Source organism: Hyphomicrobium denitrificans ATCC 51888, assembly GCF_000143145.1.
Lineage (GTDB): Bacteria > Pseudomonadota > Alphaproteobacteria > Rhizobiales > Hyphomicrobiaceae > Hyphomicrobium_B > Hyphomicrobium_B denitrificans.
Window position 1 is genome coordinate 2,059,812 of the sequence record NC_014313.1, and the last position, 14,995, is coordinate 2,074,806.

General features: G+C 56.8%; 11 protein-coding genes and 1 tRNA gene. 6 read left to right on the forward strand and 6 right to left on the reverse strand.

What is annotated here, in order from left to right; genetic code table 11:
- Nucleotides 1-121: 121 nt before the first annotated feature.
- Nucleotides 122-1,393: an N-acetylmuramoyl-L-alanine amidase gene (locus tag HDEN_RS09940; protein WP_013215976.1), complete on the forward strand. Its 1,272-nt coding sequence runs from the start codon at nucleotides 122-124 to the stop codon at nucleotides 1,391-1,393.
- A 686-nt stretch (nucleotides 1,394-2,079) separates the two neighbouring features.
- On the opposite strand, the gene HDEN_RS09945 is transcribed toward HDEN_RS09940, so the two are convergent.
- From HDEN_RS09945 to HDEN_RS09955, 3 genes are all read right to left on the reverse strand, one after another.
- Nucleotides 2,080-3,009: a diacylglycerol/lipid kinase family protein gene (locus tag HDEN_RS09945; protein ID WP_041921977.1), complete on the reverse strand. Its 930-nt coding sequence runs from the start codon at nucleotides 3,007-3,009 to the stop codon at nucleotides 2,080-2,082.
- 123 nt (nucleotides 3,010-3,132) lie between these two features.
- Nucleotides 3,133-4,023, reverse strand: a complete 891-nt coding sequence (rpoH, locus tag HDEN_RS09950; RefSeq protein WP_013215978.1) for an RNA polymerase sigma factor RpoH — start codon at nucleotides 4,021-4,023, stop codon at nucleotides 3,133-3,135.
- Nucleotides 4,024-4,211: 188 nt separating this feature from the next.
- Complete coding sequence (locus tag HDEN_RS09955; protein WP_013215979.1) at nucleotides 4,212-5,246, reverse strand: RluA family pseudouridine synthase; 1,035 nt, start codon at nucleotides 5,244-5,246, stop codon at nucleotides 4,212-4,214.
- Between the two features lie 36 nt (nucleotides 5,247-5,282).
- Here HDEN_RS09955 and HDEN_RS09960 point away from each other — a divergent pair, with 36 nt between their 5' ends.
- The 3 genes from HDEN_RS09960 (at nucleotide 5,283) to HDEN_RS09975 (ending at nucleotide 7,935) form a co-directional block, all read left to right on the forward strand.
- The gene (locus HDEN_RS09960; protein ID WP_013215980.1) at nucleotides 5,283-5,657 is read left to right on the forward strand and encodes a hypothetical protein; all 375 of its coding nucleotides are present in this window, start codon (nucleotides 5,283-5,285) and stop codon (nucleotides 5,655-5,657) included.
- Between the two features lie 159 nt (nucleotides 5,658-5,816).
- Nucleotides 5,817-5,892 (forward strand) — tRNA-Glu (locus HDEN_RS09965).
- Between the two features lie 1,257 nt (nucleotides 5,893-7,149).
- Entirely contained in the window at nucleotides 7,150-7,935 is a 786-nt protein-coding gene (locus tag HDEN_RS09975; protein WP_013215982.1) for a DUF2092 domain-containing protein, read from the forward strand.
- 27 nt (nucleotides 7,936-7,962) lie between these two features.
- Here HDEN_RS09975 and ppk2 read toward each other — a convergent pair whose 3' ends face one another.
- From ppk2 to HDEN_RS09990, 3 genes are all read right to left on the reverse strand, one after another.
- Nucleotides 7,963-8,790, reverse strand: a complete 828-nt coding sequence (ppk2, locus tag HDEN_RS09980) for a polyphosphate kinase 2 (protein WP_013215983.1) — start codon at nucleotides 8,788-8,790, stop codon at nucleotides 7,963-7,965.
- 149 nt (nucleotides 8,791-8,939) lie between these two features.
- Nucleotides 8,940-10,001, reverse strand: a complete 1,062-nt coding sequence (gene cax, locus HDEN_RS09985) for a calcium/proton exchanger (RefSeq protein WP_013215984.1) — start codon at nucleotides 9,999-10,001, stop codon at nucleotides 8,940-8,942.
- A 15-nt stretch (nucleotides 10,002-10,016) separates the two neighbouring features.
- Entirely contained in the window at nucleotides 10,017-11,813 is a 1,797-nt protein-coding gene (locus HDEN_RS09990; protein WP_013215985.1) for a SulP family inorganic anion transporter, read from the reverse strand.
- 457 nt (nucleotides 11,814-12,270) lie between these two features.
- On the opposite strand from HDEN_RS09990, the gene HDEN_RS09995 reads away from it, so the two are divergent.
- Entirely contained in the window at nucleotides 12,271-14,520 is a 2,250-nt protein-coding gene (locus HDEN_RS09995; RefSeq protein ID WP_013215986.1) for a DUF3141 domain-containing protein, read from the forward strand.
- Between the two features lie 41 nt (nucleotides 14,521-14,561).
- The gene (locus HDEN_RS10000) at nucleotides 14,562-14,990 is read left to right on the forward strand and encodes a hypothetical protein (RefSeq protein WP_013215987.1); all 429 of its coding nucleotides are present in this window, start codon (nucleotides 14,562-14,564) and stop codon (nucleotides 14,988-14,990) included.
- Nucleotides 14,991-14,995 lie beyond the last annotated feature (5 nt).

The window sequence follows — 14,995 nt, forward strand, 5'->3', positions numbered from 1 at the left end:
CGCCGACCGCCAAAACGCCACGTTCCGTAGGCACACATTCGATGTGTGGCGCTTGGGGGAATGGCAGCGCCACGGGGGACCAAGAATGCAAAGACCGGCACACCGAGCGAAGCGCTGCGCGATGGCAGCGGCCTTGCTCTGTGCCGTCACCGGCGCGGCATCCGCCGCAGGCTCTGCCGCCGACGCGCCGAAAACGGGCAAGTCCCAGATCGCGATCGCCAATCCCTCTCCCGACGCCGATTCCCGTTCGAAGGTTCTTCGCACGCGATTTGTCGTCGGGCTCGAACGCAAGGTCGACTATCGCGTTTTCGCGATCGCCAATCCGAACCGCGTCGTCATCGAACTTCCCGACGTCACCATGCAGCTCCCCGCGATCGACGAGAACAAGCCCGTCGGCCTGGTGAGAGCGGTGCGTGCCGGACTGGCCGCTCCTGGAACGACGCGCATCGTCATTGGCGTGACGCAGCCGGTCGTCGTCGAAAGCTCGGCGATCGAGCAGGACGACAAGGGGCTGTCGCGCCTTGCCATCGTCATTCGTCCGGCCGGCTCTCCGATGGGCGGTCCGGGCATGAAAGGTTTCGCCGAGCCGTCCGCCCTCGGCGCTGCGGGTTTGCAGTTGCAGCCGCCGCTTCCCCGTCCGGCCGTGAAGCCGACCGAACGCGCCGCGAAGGCATTCAAGCCGATCATCGTGCTCGATCCCGGCCACGGCGGATACGACTCCGGCGCGGTGAAGTTCGGGACGGTCGAGAAGAACGTCGTGCTGGCGTTCAGCCTCGTGCTGCGCGATCTGCTCGAAAAAACCGGCCGCTATAAAGTTCTGATGACGCGCAACGACGACACGTTCATTCCGCTCGACGACCGAACGAAATATGCCGAGCGCAACAGGGCGAACATCTTCATCGCCATTCACGCCGACTATTCCGACCAGGGCTCGCGCGCACGCGGTGCCACGATCTACACGCTGCGCGATGGCGTCGCGAAAAATCTCGAACGCTCAGCCAAAGGCAACGCCGCCGAAAACGTTCTCTCGGCGGAGGAAATCGATACGGTCAGAAAGGTCAGCGACGACGTCAGCGCGGTCAGGGGCATCCTGGCGGATCTCGCGGAGCGCGACGTTGAAATGACACACGAACGCACCGGCATGTTCGCGAAAACGGTGATCGAGAACATGGGCGAGAGCACGCCGATGCGAAACGAGCCTGATCAGCAGGCCGCTTTCCGCGTGCTCAAGACGGCGCAATTCCCGTCTGTCCTGATCGAGCTCGCCTACGTCACCAACAAGCAGGATGCGAGCAATCTGCAATCGGATGGTTGGCGCGGAAAGGTCGCGCAGTCGATCGTCTCGGCGATCGACAATTATTTCTCGCACGAGATCGCGCGCCTGCCTTTTTAGTTGGCGCTTCCGACTCGCGTTCCGCGAGCCGGCCGGAAGCGCCGATTGTCGTTGGCACTTCCGACTCCGCTGCGCGGAGCCGGCCGGAAGCGCGAAGACCCAGCGACCCAACGCCGACAAAAAAGGCTGGCGCGGCGGCCAGCCTTTTCTGTTTCGATGTGGCCGGGGTTCGTCGCACACTACCCGGCATTGCCCAGTCACCTCCTACTTGGAGGATATTTCAGGTGTTGTCGCCAGAGCAGAAACAACCAGCGCGGTTTCCTCGACAGTTCACGCGGAGCATTTTTCGCATGTGGTCTTAGAAAGTCGGCTGGCCGGCGATAGCGCTTCTGCATGAGGCACTCCATCTTCCAGATGTCCGCGGCCCCGCCGCAAGGGCGAGGTGGTCTTCGTGGTCGGGCGAAACGCACGCATACGCTCAGCACACGGGCTCGCTGAGCGGCGCGCTAACGTCGGATAGTCGACATCGAAGTAGCGGGAAGGGGTGGACAAGGTCGTGAAGGCGACGAACCTGAGCCTGAGCGACGCTCCCTCGGGCAGCCCTGTCCATTGCTGCCACGCGCCGTTCATAGCCATCTGCCGGCCCTTGAGGATCCGGTTCAGAGAAGAAAAGGGCATTGACCCCCGTATCTCGCTCTGACGCTCGCACGTGTTGTAAGGCTAAGCCTCACAACGCTTCACAGTTCTCAGGGTACGCGATTCGTATGACGATCCGTGAGATCAGCAACATACACATCCGGGACAATCAGCCGAATGCGCGGGCCGTCCGCGCTCACCTCAGCCGGCGACGTGCCCGCCTCGTCGCCGTCGACCTCAAGCGCCACCGTGGTTTGACGTCCGATTAGCGCACGCCGCACCGGCAGCACATGCACGCCTGACGGACACGATGCCGGATCGCCGAGGCGACCCAAGGCGAGCGAAATCGCGCTTCCCGCAATCGCAAGACGCGAGCGCGCCTCGATGACGACCGCGATCAAGCGATCGTGTCCGACGCCCGTTTCGCGGGTCAGCACGAAGGACCCGCCATAGCGGCTCGCGAACGTCAGGATCAGCCAGCTTGCCGCGAAGCGCCGCCCGTCCAGCTCGACGTCGAAATGCTCGACGCCTTCCGCAAGCGTCTTGATGACCGGATAGCCGTAAGCTGCGCGGCCCAGCACGCGCTTGGTGCGATAGTTCAACCGCGCGACGATGCGGGCGTCGAATCCGGCGCCGACCATCAGGAAGAACGGCGCGCCGTTGACCGTGCCGCCGCCGACGTCAATCTCCGCTCCTTCAAGCAGGACGCGCGCAACGTCCGCGGCGCGACGCGGAAGCCTGATCTCGTGCGCCAGGACATTGCCCGTGCCGAGCGGCACGAACCCGATCGGCAGTTCAGTATTGGCCGCACCCGTCGCAACGGCGCGGAACGTGCCGTCGCCGCCCGCAGCAATGACGGCATCGCAATTGCCTTGCCGCGCGACGTCCGCCGCCCGTTCACTGGCTTCGGCTGCACTGCGCGCCGGAAGCTGAAAGACATTTGCTCCGGCTCCCCGCATGACGCCGAGCACACCGTCGAGCAGGCGCGGGATCGCGACGCCAGCTTTGGAATTGAAGACGAGAGCAAACCGTCTGCGCATGAAAAAAGCAATGAATATGATGATGGCGGCACCGGTTGGCGCCGCCATGCTTCGAAAGCAGATTTGTCGGTAAGGGGCAGACCTGGCCGCGTCAAGAAACAAACGGCCAGGTCTATGAACGCGTTACGCCGCCGGCGCTTCCGCCCGCCGCGCCGTCGAGGTCACCGCCTTCTGAACCTTCTCGAAGGCGCGCACCTCGATCTGGCGAATGCGCTCGCGGCTGACGCCGAACTCGGCCGACAGTTCTTCAAGCGTCGCCGGCTCTTCCGCCAGACGCCGCTGTTCAAAAACGCGGCGTTCACGGTCATTCAGCACCGACAAGGCCGAAGAGAGGTACGACTTGCGCCGCCGCAGTTCCTCGTCCTCGACGAGCCGGTCTTCCTGCGTCGGCGTATCGTCGACGAGCCAGTCCTGCCATTCACCGGACTCCGATTCGGCGCGGATCGGCGCGTTGAGCGAAGCATCACCGCCGAGACGGCGATTCATGCTCACCACATCCTCTTCCGGAACGCCGAGCTTGGTCGCGATCGCCTTGACGTGCTCTGGTCGCAGATCACCGTCGTCCAGTGCCTGCAGCTGGCTCTTGGCGCGCCGAAGATTGAAGAAGAGCTTCTTCTGCGCCGCCGTGGTGCCCATCTTCACAAGGCTCCACGAGCGCAAAATGTACTCTTGAATGGATGCGCGTATCCACCACATCGCATATGTGGCGAGGCGGAAGCCCTTTTCCGGGTCGAACCGTTTCACCGCCTGCATCAAGCCGACGTTGCCTTCGGAGATCACTTCTCCGATCGGCAAGCCATAGCCGCGATAGCCCATCGCGATGCGCGCGACGAGGCGAAGATGCGACGTGACCAATTTTTCGGCCGCGTCGGAATCTTCATGCTGCTGCCAACGCTTGGCGAGCATGTATTCTTCGTTGGGTGCGAGCATCGGAAACTTGCGGATCTCCTCGAGATACCGCGAGAGGCCGAGCGACCCGCCAGCCAGCGTCGGAAGACCTTTTGTTGCAGCCATAAGCCCTCTACGGACCTTCACCCGCTTCAAGCGGTACGGTCCGTCGCTCCCTTCATGTCGTGGGAGTCTATCTTCGCGCCCCCAACGCCGCACGTTACATAGTCGTTAAATCTCGCAATTCATCGGTGGTTCCTGTCACGACGTTTTGAGCGTCGCGCGAGCGGATTAACCGCTGATTGCGATACTCACTACAAACGTTTCTTCTTGGGCTTTTCCGTCGCTGCGAACGCAATTGCGAGATCGCTGAGATCGGCGGGCAATTCACTGGAAAATTTGAGCTTTTTCAGGCTGGTCGGATGCTCGAACTCCAGTGTTTCGGCATGCAGAGCCTGGCGCGACAGCTCTGAAGCCGCCGCACGCGCCGCTTCCTTCAAAGATGCGAGCCGCGTCCGGAAACCACTGCCGTAGACCGCATCCCCCAAAACGGGATGTCCGATATGCGCGAGATGCACACGGATCTGATGCGTACGTCCGGTTTCGAGCACCAGCCGGACGAGCGAGACGTCGCCCGTCGAGCGTTCTCCCGGAAAGACTTGGAGGACTTCATAATGAGTCGTCGCGGAACGTCCCGCCTCGCCGCGCACGACCGCGATTTTCGTGCGGTTGGCCTGGCTGCGGCCGAGACGTGCGCTGATCGTTCCTTTCGGAAGCGGCAGCCGCCCCCAGACGAACGCGAGATAGCTCCGGAACAGCCGGCCGTCGCGGCCGTGGCTCTTGAACTGGTCCGCAAGCCCTTGATGCGCGGCATCCGTCTTCGCCACGACGAGCAGTCCGGACGTGTCTTTATCGAGCCGGTGGACGATGCCGGGCCGCTTGACGCCTCCGATCCCGGAGAGGCTGTCACCGCAATGCGCGATCAGCGCATTGACCAGCGTCCCTGAGGCATGGCCGGCCGCCGGGTGCACGACAAGCCCTGTGGGTTTGTCGATGACGATGAGGTCCGCATCTTCATAGACGATCGACAGCGGCAGGGTCTCTCCAGCGACATCCGGTTCGCTCGCAGGCGGCAGTTCGACCCTATAGGTGATGCCCGGTTTGACCGGCGTGCGCGCCTCTCGTATCGTTCCGCCGTCGCTGACGTAGCCGTCGCGAATCAGCGCTTGGATGCGGGCTCGGCTCAGATCTTCGATCTTTTGCGCCAGCCAGCGATCGAGGCGCTGACCGGCGTCCTCTGCGGCGGCAGTCAGCTCGATCGCGTCATGGGATTTCGTAGTATCTGGCACGATCAGGAACGGTGAAAAGAAAGAAGCACGATCAGAATGAGCAACGGTGAGCCGACCTCGTCGGAAGTGATGCGCGAACACAAGCTGCAGCGCAACCTCAAGATCGTCGTCCTTGGTTTAGGGGCGTTGATCCTCATGGGCCTCGGCGCCGTCATCGTGAAAGTGATCGGGCTGTCGACATCGGCACCGGCAGGGCAAGGAATTCCGAGCATCAGCGCCGCCTGGCGGACCACCGGCGAGGTGACGCTCGAAGTTCCGAAGGGCTCTAAAGTTGTATCGATCTCGCTTTCCGGCAATCGGCTCGCTATCCATCATGACGGCCCTGAAGGGACCGACATCACGATCATCGACCTCAATACAGGCCGCCGGGTCGTCGATGTAAAGCCGGTTGAGGCGCTGCCGAAAAACTAGCCCGTCGGCCGCACGCACTGATTAATTCCGGCTTGGCCGCCAACGGCACTGATGCTGGCACTGATGCTGTCCGGTACCGGTTTCGGCTTGCGCGTCTTCGACGCTGTTTTCGGGGTTGATCGAACGGCACCGACCGACTACACGTCTGGGCTTGCGCCGGCCCCGTTCGTCTAGTGGCCCAGGACACCCGCCTCTCACGTGGGCAACAGGGGTTCGAGTCCCCTACGGGGCGCCAATTTAAGCTAAGCCATTGGTTTTATAGAAGCCCATTGAAAACAATGGCTTTCTTACTCGATTGCTCCAAGATCTTACCGTGAGTTCCGAAGTCGCATTCGACAGAATTGCGACACCGGAGACATCGCCCTCTCATTCAGATGCGCGAGCACCCACCCTTCATTCCGCAGAGAACGCGTCAATACTCGTCGAAAGATACATTGAGACGACCGCTCGTGAGCGTGAGTAGGCCCACCAAAGCCGAGATACGCAAACGCGCCGAGCTACGTGAATTTCTAGAGGTTTGTGGCGACCAGCCGATTAGTGCTTATCGACAGGAAGACGTGTCAAACGACGACTTGCGTCTCATCCCTAAGACTATCTGAAGCGAAGTGTAGGAGCGCACGAACCGAGATCCAGCAGTAAACTAGATCTCGGCTAAGAAGGCAGTTGGGTGATGACAAGCCTATCTCAATAACAGACCCAAACGTAGAATCCGTCAGGTGTGAGCCGCCAACATGAGCCAACACCGTATGCCCACCATCTGCCACGCCAGTAGCGCCGAACGTGACCATAGTAGATCCCGCCGTAGTAGCGACGGCCAACTACCCAGTTCCTTCTGACATTCCTACGGACGACGTTCCTTCGCACATTCCGATGAACGACATTCCTGCGGACGTTCCGCCGAACAGCTGAATTGCGATAGACTCCGCCACGATTGAACGACCCACGGTGCACGCGGGCGAAGCCGCCGCCACCGAATCCGCCGCCGCGAAAGCCTCCACCCCGCCTGGCGTCTGCATGGGAGAGAAGGGCAGTAAAGCCTATCAAAATGGAGAAAAGAAATACCAAGCTCAGCTTTAGACTAGGCTTCATGACGCACAACTCCTGAACTCATCAACAATGACTTGCTGCCAAGAAGTGCAATTAAACGTTGGCCGAATGATTGGCCGAGGGTGAGTAAACCAAAATAGAGTATGCCTTTTTCGACCGGCAGTCATCGTCTTAATGACCCTTGCAATGGAAACGCGTGCCCAGGTGATTTTGAAAACTACAATCCTACTTGGGCGAACACGGCCGGAAAAATCGGCGACGGTTACCCGCTAATATACAAATTATATTCCGAGCTCTCGCCATAATGCGCTACATTACTCTTGATCGTGATTTAATTTACCAACACGAGCAAGTGCTTTGACGCGACGACGTATTCGTTTGACTGGCTGATGCTGGCGGCAAAGAGTGCCAGCGTCGGGTATTTGGTTTCCAGCGTGAGGCTGAAATGAAATCAATCAGCTCATTTTCGAAAGCGTATTTGATCCCGCTTATTCCTCTTCTGTTTTTGTATGCACTTTGCGCGGGCACATGCTTCGCGGCAAATGGGCTGCCCCAGGCGGGGGATAAGACGGCGGCAGACGATACGCGTGACGTGTTCGCTCGTTTGGAAGATTATCTAAAAAATAACTCGATCCAGTTCACCACATCGTATGACGCACAAAATATTTCACTTGGTTCCTCTCGGGGCACAGCTCACTTCTATGTCGAACGCCCGAACTTATTGCGCATTGAACTTTCCGGTGACGGTTTCTCCTATTTGATGACGTCCGACGGAAAAGTCTTCACCATCTACGATGAGAAAAAGAAGAAGTACGCGCAGCGGCCTGCAACTGAACGACCGATTGAAGCCGTGAACTTATTTACCGGACTAGCCGCATTCCAAGCGCGGGTCCTCCAATTTCTCGGGGTGATTGGTGACGTTGCACGCGGTGACAGCGATCTGAAAGTCACAAAGACGGGCGTCGATCGCATTGGTGGATTGTCTTGCGTCCGATACGACATGCAATACACGTCCCAAGCCGATTCGGATAAATGGACAGCCTGGCTTCGGGAAGATGGTGTGCCGCTTCCGTGCAAGACCCTCATCCGGAGTTCCGATGAAGGTAGCCAGCAAACCAATGGCTACAATTGGGAAGAAGCAGTTCCGAAATCCGAAAAGTACACTTTTACCCCACCGAGCGGGAGTACGGAGGTCGAAATCAACGAGCTAGCTCTGCGACCACTCCAATAAAATGTCGTCTCCCGGGTGCGTCGGTCCTTAGTGCGGTTCGGGAATAAATTTGAATGAGTGTGTTTCGCGTTCAGAAATGGATGCAACATGCCGCTTCGGAAGTTTGACCTTCTCGCGCTTTATCTCCGTATAAGGAATGCGACTAAGAAGATGCTCTATTATATTTAACCGTGCCTTTCTTTTATCATCGGACCGCGCGACGTACCAAGGTGCCCAAGGGGTGTCTGTCGCTGCAAACATTTCATCCCGGGCTCGTGAATACTCATCCCAACGGGTGTAGGATTTCAGATCCATCTTTGAGAGCTTCCAGATTTTTCGACCATCATCAATGCGCGCCTCAAGCCGGCGCGTTTGTTCATCGGGACTGACTTCCAACCAGTACTTAATCAGGATAACTCCAGAGTCGATGATCGCCTTCTCGACATCGGGCACGATCTTCAAAAATCTCTCGGCCTGCTTCTCCGAGCAGAATTCCATTACGCGCTCAACACCTGCGCGATTGTACCAACTGCGATCGAAAATTACGATTTCTCCGCCCGCTGGCAGGTGTGGAAGATAGCGCTGAATGTACATTTGAGATTGTTCCCGCTCGGTTGGAGCTGGAAGCGCAACCACCCTGAAAATTCGCGGACTTACTCGTGCTGTGATAGCTTTGATGGTTCCACCTTTACCGGCGCCATCGCGTCCTTCGAATATGATGCAAATTTTCTTTCCTGCGTGCCGCACCCATTCCTGGAGCTTGACGAGTTCCACGTGAAGACGCTTGAGCTCGCGCTCATAGTCCTTGCGTTTAAGCTTTTTTTCGGAAGGAGATTCTTCATCAAGCTGCGCGTCAACGCTTTTACCTTTTTCCATTGTCGATCCCAGTCTGGCTGAGTTCTTTAAAATCGCGAATTTAAAGTACCGAATCAATTTCGGCTATATGAGCCGCAAAGAATGTATCCGACGCTTAACGTATATGATTTTCTATATCGCATTGAGGCGAGTACCGACAGCCGATTATTTCAGGCTCGCGGAGTAAGAAAGAAGGCGAGACCGAGGATCAGGTAAACAGCGAGAAGTTGAACGCCCTTTAGCCAGTTCGACCGCCCATCGCTTGCGATCTGGCCTGTAATGAGGACTGCGACGAACACCGCGAGGATCAATCCCTTTCCGAAAAGAAGGTCCATGGGCTCGGGCCCAATAATTAAACTTGCCAGGACGAGTAAAGGGGCAACGAACAACGCCACCTGAATGCTCGATCCGATCGCGATCGATAAGCTGAGATCCATTCGGTTCTTTATCGCCGCCGTGATGGCGGAGGCATGTTCGGCGGCGTTACCAAGAATCGCGATTACAAATACGCCGATGAAAATATCGCTGAGGTCGAGTGCCTGAGCCGTCGGTTCAATTGTGCCGACGAGAATTTCACTTAACCACGCAATCGCCGACGTGCATATCGCGAGCACGGCGATGGACCATGAGAGTGACCAAGGTTGCGAGCTTGTTTCATCGTCTGGCAGGTTGACGCCGCAAAAAAATGATGGGTGCGTCCAGAGCGAAAATAGAAGAAACATGCAGTAGACGACCAAAAGCACCAACGAAATCGAGATGCTGAGGGATTTCTCGCCGCCTGCGTATAGCTCTCCCACGAGGCCATGGTAGGCGGCGGGAATGATGAGCGCGATCGCTGCCAGAGTCAGCATTGTTGCCTGCGCTCGAGCGCCTGCCAAGTTAAAGTGCTGTTCCGGATATCGCATTCCCCCGGCTAGCATGGCAGCGCCAAGGACCAGAAGGATATTTCCAACGATCGAGCCCACAATCGTGGCTTTCACAACGTCATAGAGGCCGGCACGAAGAGCTGCGAGTGCAATGATAAGTTCTGCGGCATTGCCGAAAGTTGCGTTGAGAAGGCCTCCTATGCCTTCGCCCGACCGGTCTGCCAATTGCTCGGTTGCCCGCCCGAGCCACGCAGCTAACGGTAAAATGCCGATGGCCGCTGTTATGAAAACAAGTTCATACCGTCCTGGCGCGAAATGATGGAGGACGATCGCGATCGGCACAAAGGCTAGGAACCAGTTCAACATCGCATGTTCTATCGCTCAGGATGCGGACGGGTGTTTGTCTTCCCAATCAACCCAATCTACGGGATGCAACGTGAGATATGCCCTCACAGCTGCTCCAATTGTTGGATAGAAGGATTGCTCTCCGAACTGCGTGAACAATCCAAAACGCTTCAACTTGTCTTTGACGGGGTCTTTCAATTCGGCAAACGAAAGTTTGATACCGGCTTCTCTTAGAGTTTTTTCAAGTTCAGAGAGAACATCGGCCGCTGTGACGTCCACGCTTGTCACGGGCTCAGCCGTTACAACAACCCAATGCACGGGTGTCGGCGAATTCTCGACAGCGCCAATGACGCGTGCCTGAAACAGTTCTGCGTTGGCGAAAAAAAGTGGGGCATCCCAACGGAAGAGAACAAGTCCCGGGATGAGACGAGCCTGCGGGTAGCGGCTGACATCGTGATAGCCGCTTATCCCGTTAGCCCGGCCAAGGATAGCGGAGTGGGGCCTCCATCCGTCCCAAAGAAATTCTATAACGGCGATGATCACTGCGAATGCGATCCCGGGTATTGCGCCGAACGTGGCAACGCCGGCGAAGCACAACATCGAAAGCCAGAATTCCCATCGCTGCATTTTATAGATGCGGATCAGATCCTGGATCTCGACCAGTCCAATAGCCGAGGCAATAACAACGGCAGCGAGAGCGCTCGTAGGCAGATTTTGCAGGAGATTGGGAGCAGCGATAATGAGAAGTGCAACCGCCAGCGCACCAACAACGCCGGTCAATTGAGTTTTAGCTCCGGCCGCTTCGGCGACGGGAGTACGCGACGAACTGCTGCTGATTGGGAAGCCTTGAAAAAAACCGGCGGCAAGATTGGCTACGCCAAGGCCGACCAGCTCCTGGTTAGGGTCGACATATGTTCGCGTGCGCGCGGCGTAGGCGCGAGAAAGAACGCTCGTATCGGCAAATGAGATGAGCGCGACGGCCAGGCCACCTGATAGAACTGTCGTAACATCTGCGAGATTGATCCAGGGAACATCGAATGAGGGTAAGCCTTGCGGGAGTGACCCGAGAACCGACACGCCTGCACTCTTGCTCAACCCAAAAATTCCGACGATCGCGGTTGCTCCTGCGACAGCAATTAGCAGGCCGGGCACCTTACTTCGCTTCAGCGCGAAGATCGTGAGCAGCGCTCCGGCACCTATCAAGAACGCAGTCCAATTCACTCGCCCGCCGATTATGCCTTTCATGATCGACCCCAGATCACGGAGAGGACCGTGACTTTCAAAGGAAAAACCGAGAAGTTTTGGTACTTGGCTCAGTAAAACCGTTAGGGCGATACCGTTCATGTAGCCGTAGCGTATGGGCTTGGAGAGGAGTTCGGTTACAAAGCCCAGTTTGATCAATCCTGCTCCGATGCAGACGACGCCTGAGACGATTGCCATTGCGCTGGCGAGTGCGATCGCGCGAAGTGGATCTCCGCCCGACAAAGGAAGAACAACCGCAAGAATAACAGCGGCGAGTGATGAATCCGGGCCTAGAACGAGAATTCGGCTCGGGCCAAAAAGAGCGTACGCCAATAGCGGGATGATCGTTGCGTAGAGCCCATATATGCCTGGCACGCCGGATGCGACCGCATAGGCAATCCCGACAGGAACGAGCATCGTAGCAAGAACGAACCCAGCGACGATGTCGTGTTTGAGCCAAACCGGTCGATATTGGCGCAATATCCGTAGACCCGGCAGCCAGCGGCTAAAGCCCGACCGGTCACCTGTTGATTGCGGTGGCAGGAGTTGGCTTTGCTTAGATGTAGGCGAAGCGGCGGGGTTAGTGGCCATGCGATTAAACCATCAGCAGACCCGGATATCCGAGCGACCTCGGTCCAGGGGCCCACTCTCACAATGATCCGACGTGCCATCGACGGCAATAGATTTATAAATTGAGATGAGCATCCACCGGATCACGCCATAGGTATCCCGTCGATCATCAAGCAGACGACGACAGCATTAATGAATTGGATCACGTCGCGTGGACGCTGGATCAAAATTCAATTTTAAAGTCGGATGTCTTGGCGCAGCAATGCAACGCAACGTCTGCGGAATCTCAATCGTCGGAATGACTTCGGGTGGCGACGAACTTTGTTCACCAAAGGGCCGAACCCTAGAATGAGACGTATTACTGTGTTCGCGCCTAAAACCTTGGATCGAACCCGTCACGATTCCTCTCTTGATTTTAAGCAATCTCGGCATATGCTGACGCATATTGATATGCATGCTGATTTTTTGAGTAGCGCATATGGCCGAGCCCGCAATTCCAGCGGCGTGCGAGACTAGCGTCCAATGGCCCTTTGGGCTGTTGCAGGACGCGTGGAACTATTCGATCGACGCTTGGCAGCGGAGCATTCTCTTTCTCGACGTCTTGGAGCAAAGGAGTGCTAAGTATTACGAACATGCCGCGAAAGTTGCGCCGCATGTTCTGAAATTTAGTTGCGAGCTCGTGCTCGACGGACGTGAGCTTAAAAAGCCAGTAAATTACGTCCTTGCCCGTATCATTCCACCTGACGGCAAGAAGCCGGATAAGTTCAAGCGTCCCTTCGTGATTGTCGACCCGAGAGCCGGACATGGGCCGGGCATTGGAGGCTTCAAGCCGCAAAGCGAGATCGGCGTAGCGATGAAGGCGGGGCACCCTTGTTACTTCATCGGCTTCCTTCCCGATCCCGTTAGCAGTCAAACCATCGAGGACATCGCTGAGGCGGAAGCGAAATTTCTCGAGCACGTGATCAGTTTACATCCCGAGGCCGATGGTAAGCCGGCCGTGATAGGAAACTGCCAAGCGGGCTGGGCAGTAATGATGCTTGCTGCGGCGCGACCAGAGCTTTTTGGTCCGATTATTGTGGCAGGATCTCCTTTATCGTATTGGGCTGGAGCGCCAAAACAAAACCCGATGCGATATACCGCTGGCGTGCTCGGCGGCACTTGGACGACGGCTTTGCTCGGGGATGTTGGAAACGGCAAGTTCGATGGTGCGTGGTTGGTTTCTAATTTCGAGAATCTCAATCCCGCGAATACCCTTTGGTCCAAGCACTACAATCTCTATTCCAAAATCGACACCGAAGCCCCGAGATATCTGGAATTTGAACAATGGTGGGGCGGTCATGTGCTTCTCAACGCCGGTGAGATGCAGTTCATCGCCGACGAATTGTTCGTTGGAAACAAGCTGTCATCGGCGTCCGTCAGGTCTTCGAACGGCAACCTCATCGATCTTCGCAGTATCAGTTCGCCGATCGTGATCTTCTGTTCGAAGGCAGACAACATCACGCCGCCGCCGCAAGCGTTGAACTGGATAATTGATCTTTACGATAGCGTTGAAGACATTCGAGCCCACGGGCAGACGATCGTCTATGCTGTGCACGAATCTATCGGGCATCTTGGAATTTTTGTATCGGGGTCTATTGCCAAAAAAGAGCATGATCAGTTTGCGAACAACATCGATTTAATCGATACGTTGCCGCCGGGCCTCTACGAAGCCGTTATGACGCCGAAGGATCCCGACGATCCCACGGCAGATCTCATTTTGGGCGACTATCTTATTCGTTTTGAAGCGCGCAGCTTGGATGATATTCGCGAGCTCGGCAGCAATAGTGAGGACGATGACCGCGAGTTTGCGACCGTCGCCCGGCTCTCCGAAATAAATCTTGGTCTCTATCGGACATTTGTTCAGCCCTGGATTCAAACCTGGACGAATGAGAGTTCAGCCGAATTGATGCGCCGGCTTCATCCTTTGCGCATGCAGTACGAATTCTTCTCAGGCGCCAACCCATTCATCCGATCGCTGGCGTCCGATGCCGTTCGGCTTCGGGAAATGCGCCGACCCGTTTCAAAAGACAACATCTTTTGGCAGATGCAAGAGTGGTTCGGCGACTGGATGGTCCTGGCACTCGACGCCTACAGGGATGCTCGAGACGATACGTCGCAAGCATGGTTTCATGCGATTTACGGTTCGCCATTTCTTCAGGCAGCAGTCGGTCTCAGGGCATCCGATGAAATTCCACGTCTCAGAGTAGGAGATGATCCCGCGCATCACGCTCTCGTTGAGAAAAAAATAGCCGAACTGAAGCAAAGGCTCGCCGATGGTGGTCCTCGGGAAGCAGTTATTCGTGCGCTGCTATATGTACGAATGCCCGATGGAGCCGTGGATGAACGCGGCTTCAATCTTCTCCGAAGAATGCGAGATGAAACCGGCAAAGGTTTGAATCTTGCCGCATTCAAACAGATCCTGCGCGAACAATTCTTGATGTTGCTTCTTGATGAACGTCGCGCGGTTGCCGCCATCCCAGAGATGCTCGCCACCGATCCAGACTTGGCAACCCGAATGAAGGGCAAGCTCGATCGCATGATCGAATTGGTCGGAGTTCACAGCAAGCTGGCGCGTGAACGCTTGGCGGAAGTGGAAGCATTATTTGAAAGTGAAGACATCACGACGATGCCTGCAAAGCAGGCAGCCATTTCGACATCGCGCAACAGCAGAGCCGAAAAGCGGCATTAATGGGAGCAAGGTTCGTCGGCCCCAGACAAACGGAGGTAGCAATGCCCGGACTCCTTCGCCCCGAAGACCTAAAGATGATTAGCTCTGACGCGGAGATGGCAGAGGTTGATCGCGATCGGCAGTTAGCGAACAAAAAGAAGCAACAAGACCGAGCGCTACGCGAGGCTTTCATGTCGCGCAAAGTCGCACCCGAAGCCGTCGAGCGGATAAACAACGCAGTTCGGATCGCCGCTCAAAACGGCCATCATCATTTAGAGGTCATCACCTTCCCGTCTAGCTACTGCAGCGACGGTGGAAGGCGGATCAATATTGCCGACGCGGAATGGCCAACGACGCTGACAGGTTTCGCCAAGGATGCTTACGATTTCTACGACAAGGAATTGCGGCCGCTCGGCTACAAACTTCGCGCGGAAATCATCAGTTTTCCCGGCGGTATGCCCGGCGATATTTCTTTATCAATCGCGTGGTGAAACTT

What these genes read in the sequence shown, in the direction of transcription:
- HDEN_RS09940 (WP_013215976.1), top strand. Translation starts at nt 122, where the DNA reads ATGGCAGCGGCCTTGCTCTGTGCCGTCACCGGCGCGGCATCCGCCGCA.
- HDEN_RS09945 (WP_041921977.1), bottom strand. Translation starts at nt 3,009, where the DNA reads ATGCGCAGACGGTTTGCTCTCGTCTTCAATTCCAAAGCTGGCGTCGCG.
- rpoH (WP_013215978.1), bottom strand. Translation starts at nt 4,023, where the DNA reads ATGGCTGCAACAAAAGGTCTTCCGACGCTGGCTGGCGGGTCGCTCGGC.
- HDEN_RS09960 (WP_013215980.1), top strand. Translation starts at nt 5,283, where the DNA reads ATGAGCAACGGTGAGCCGACCTCGTCGGAAGTGATGCGCGAACACAAG.
- HDEN_RS09975 (WP_013215982.1), top strand. Translation starts at nt 7,150, where the DNA reads ATGAAATCAATCAGCTCATTTTCGAAAGCGTATTTGATCCCGCTTATT.
- ppk2 (WP_013215983.1), bottom strand. Translation starts at nt 8,790, where the DNA reads ATGGAAAAAGGTAAAAGCGTTGACGCGCAGCTTGATGAAGAATCTCCT.
- cax (WP_013215984.1), bottom strand. Translation starts at nt 10,001, where the DNA reads ATGTTGAACTGGTTCCTAGCCTTTGTGCCGATCGCGATCGTCCTCCAT.
- HDEN_RS09990 (WP_013215985.1), bottom strand. Translation starts at nt 11,813, where the DNA reads ATGGCCACTAACCCCGCCGCTTCGCCTACATCTAAGCAAAGCCAACTC.
- HDEN_RS09995 (WP_013215986.1), top strand. Translation starts at nt 12,271, where the DNA reads ATGGCCGAGCCCGCAATTCCAGCGGCGTGCGAGACTAGCGTCCAATGG.
- HDEN_RS10000 (WP_013215987.1), top strand. Translation starts at nt 14,562, where the DNA reads ATGCCCGGACTCCTTCGCCCCGAAGACCTAAAGATGATTAGCTCTGAC.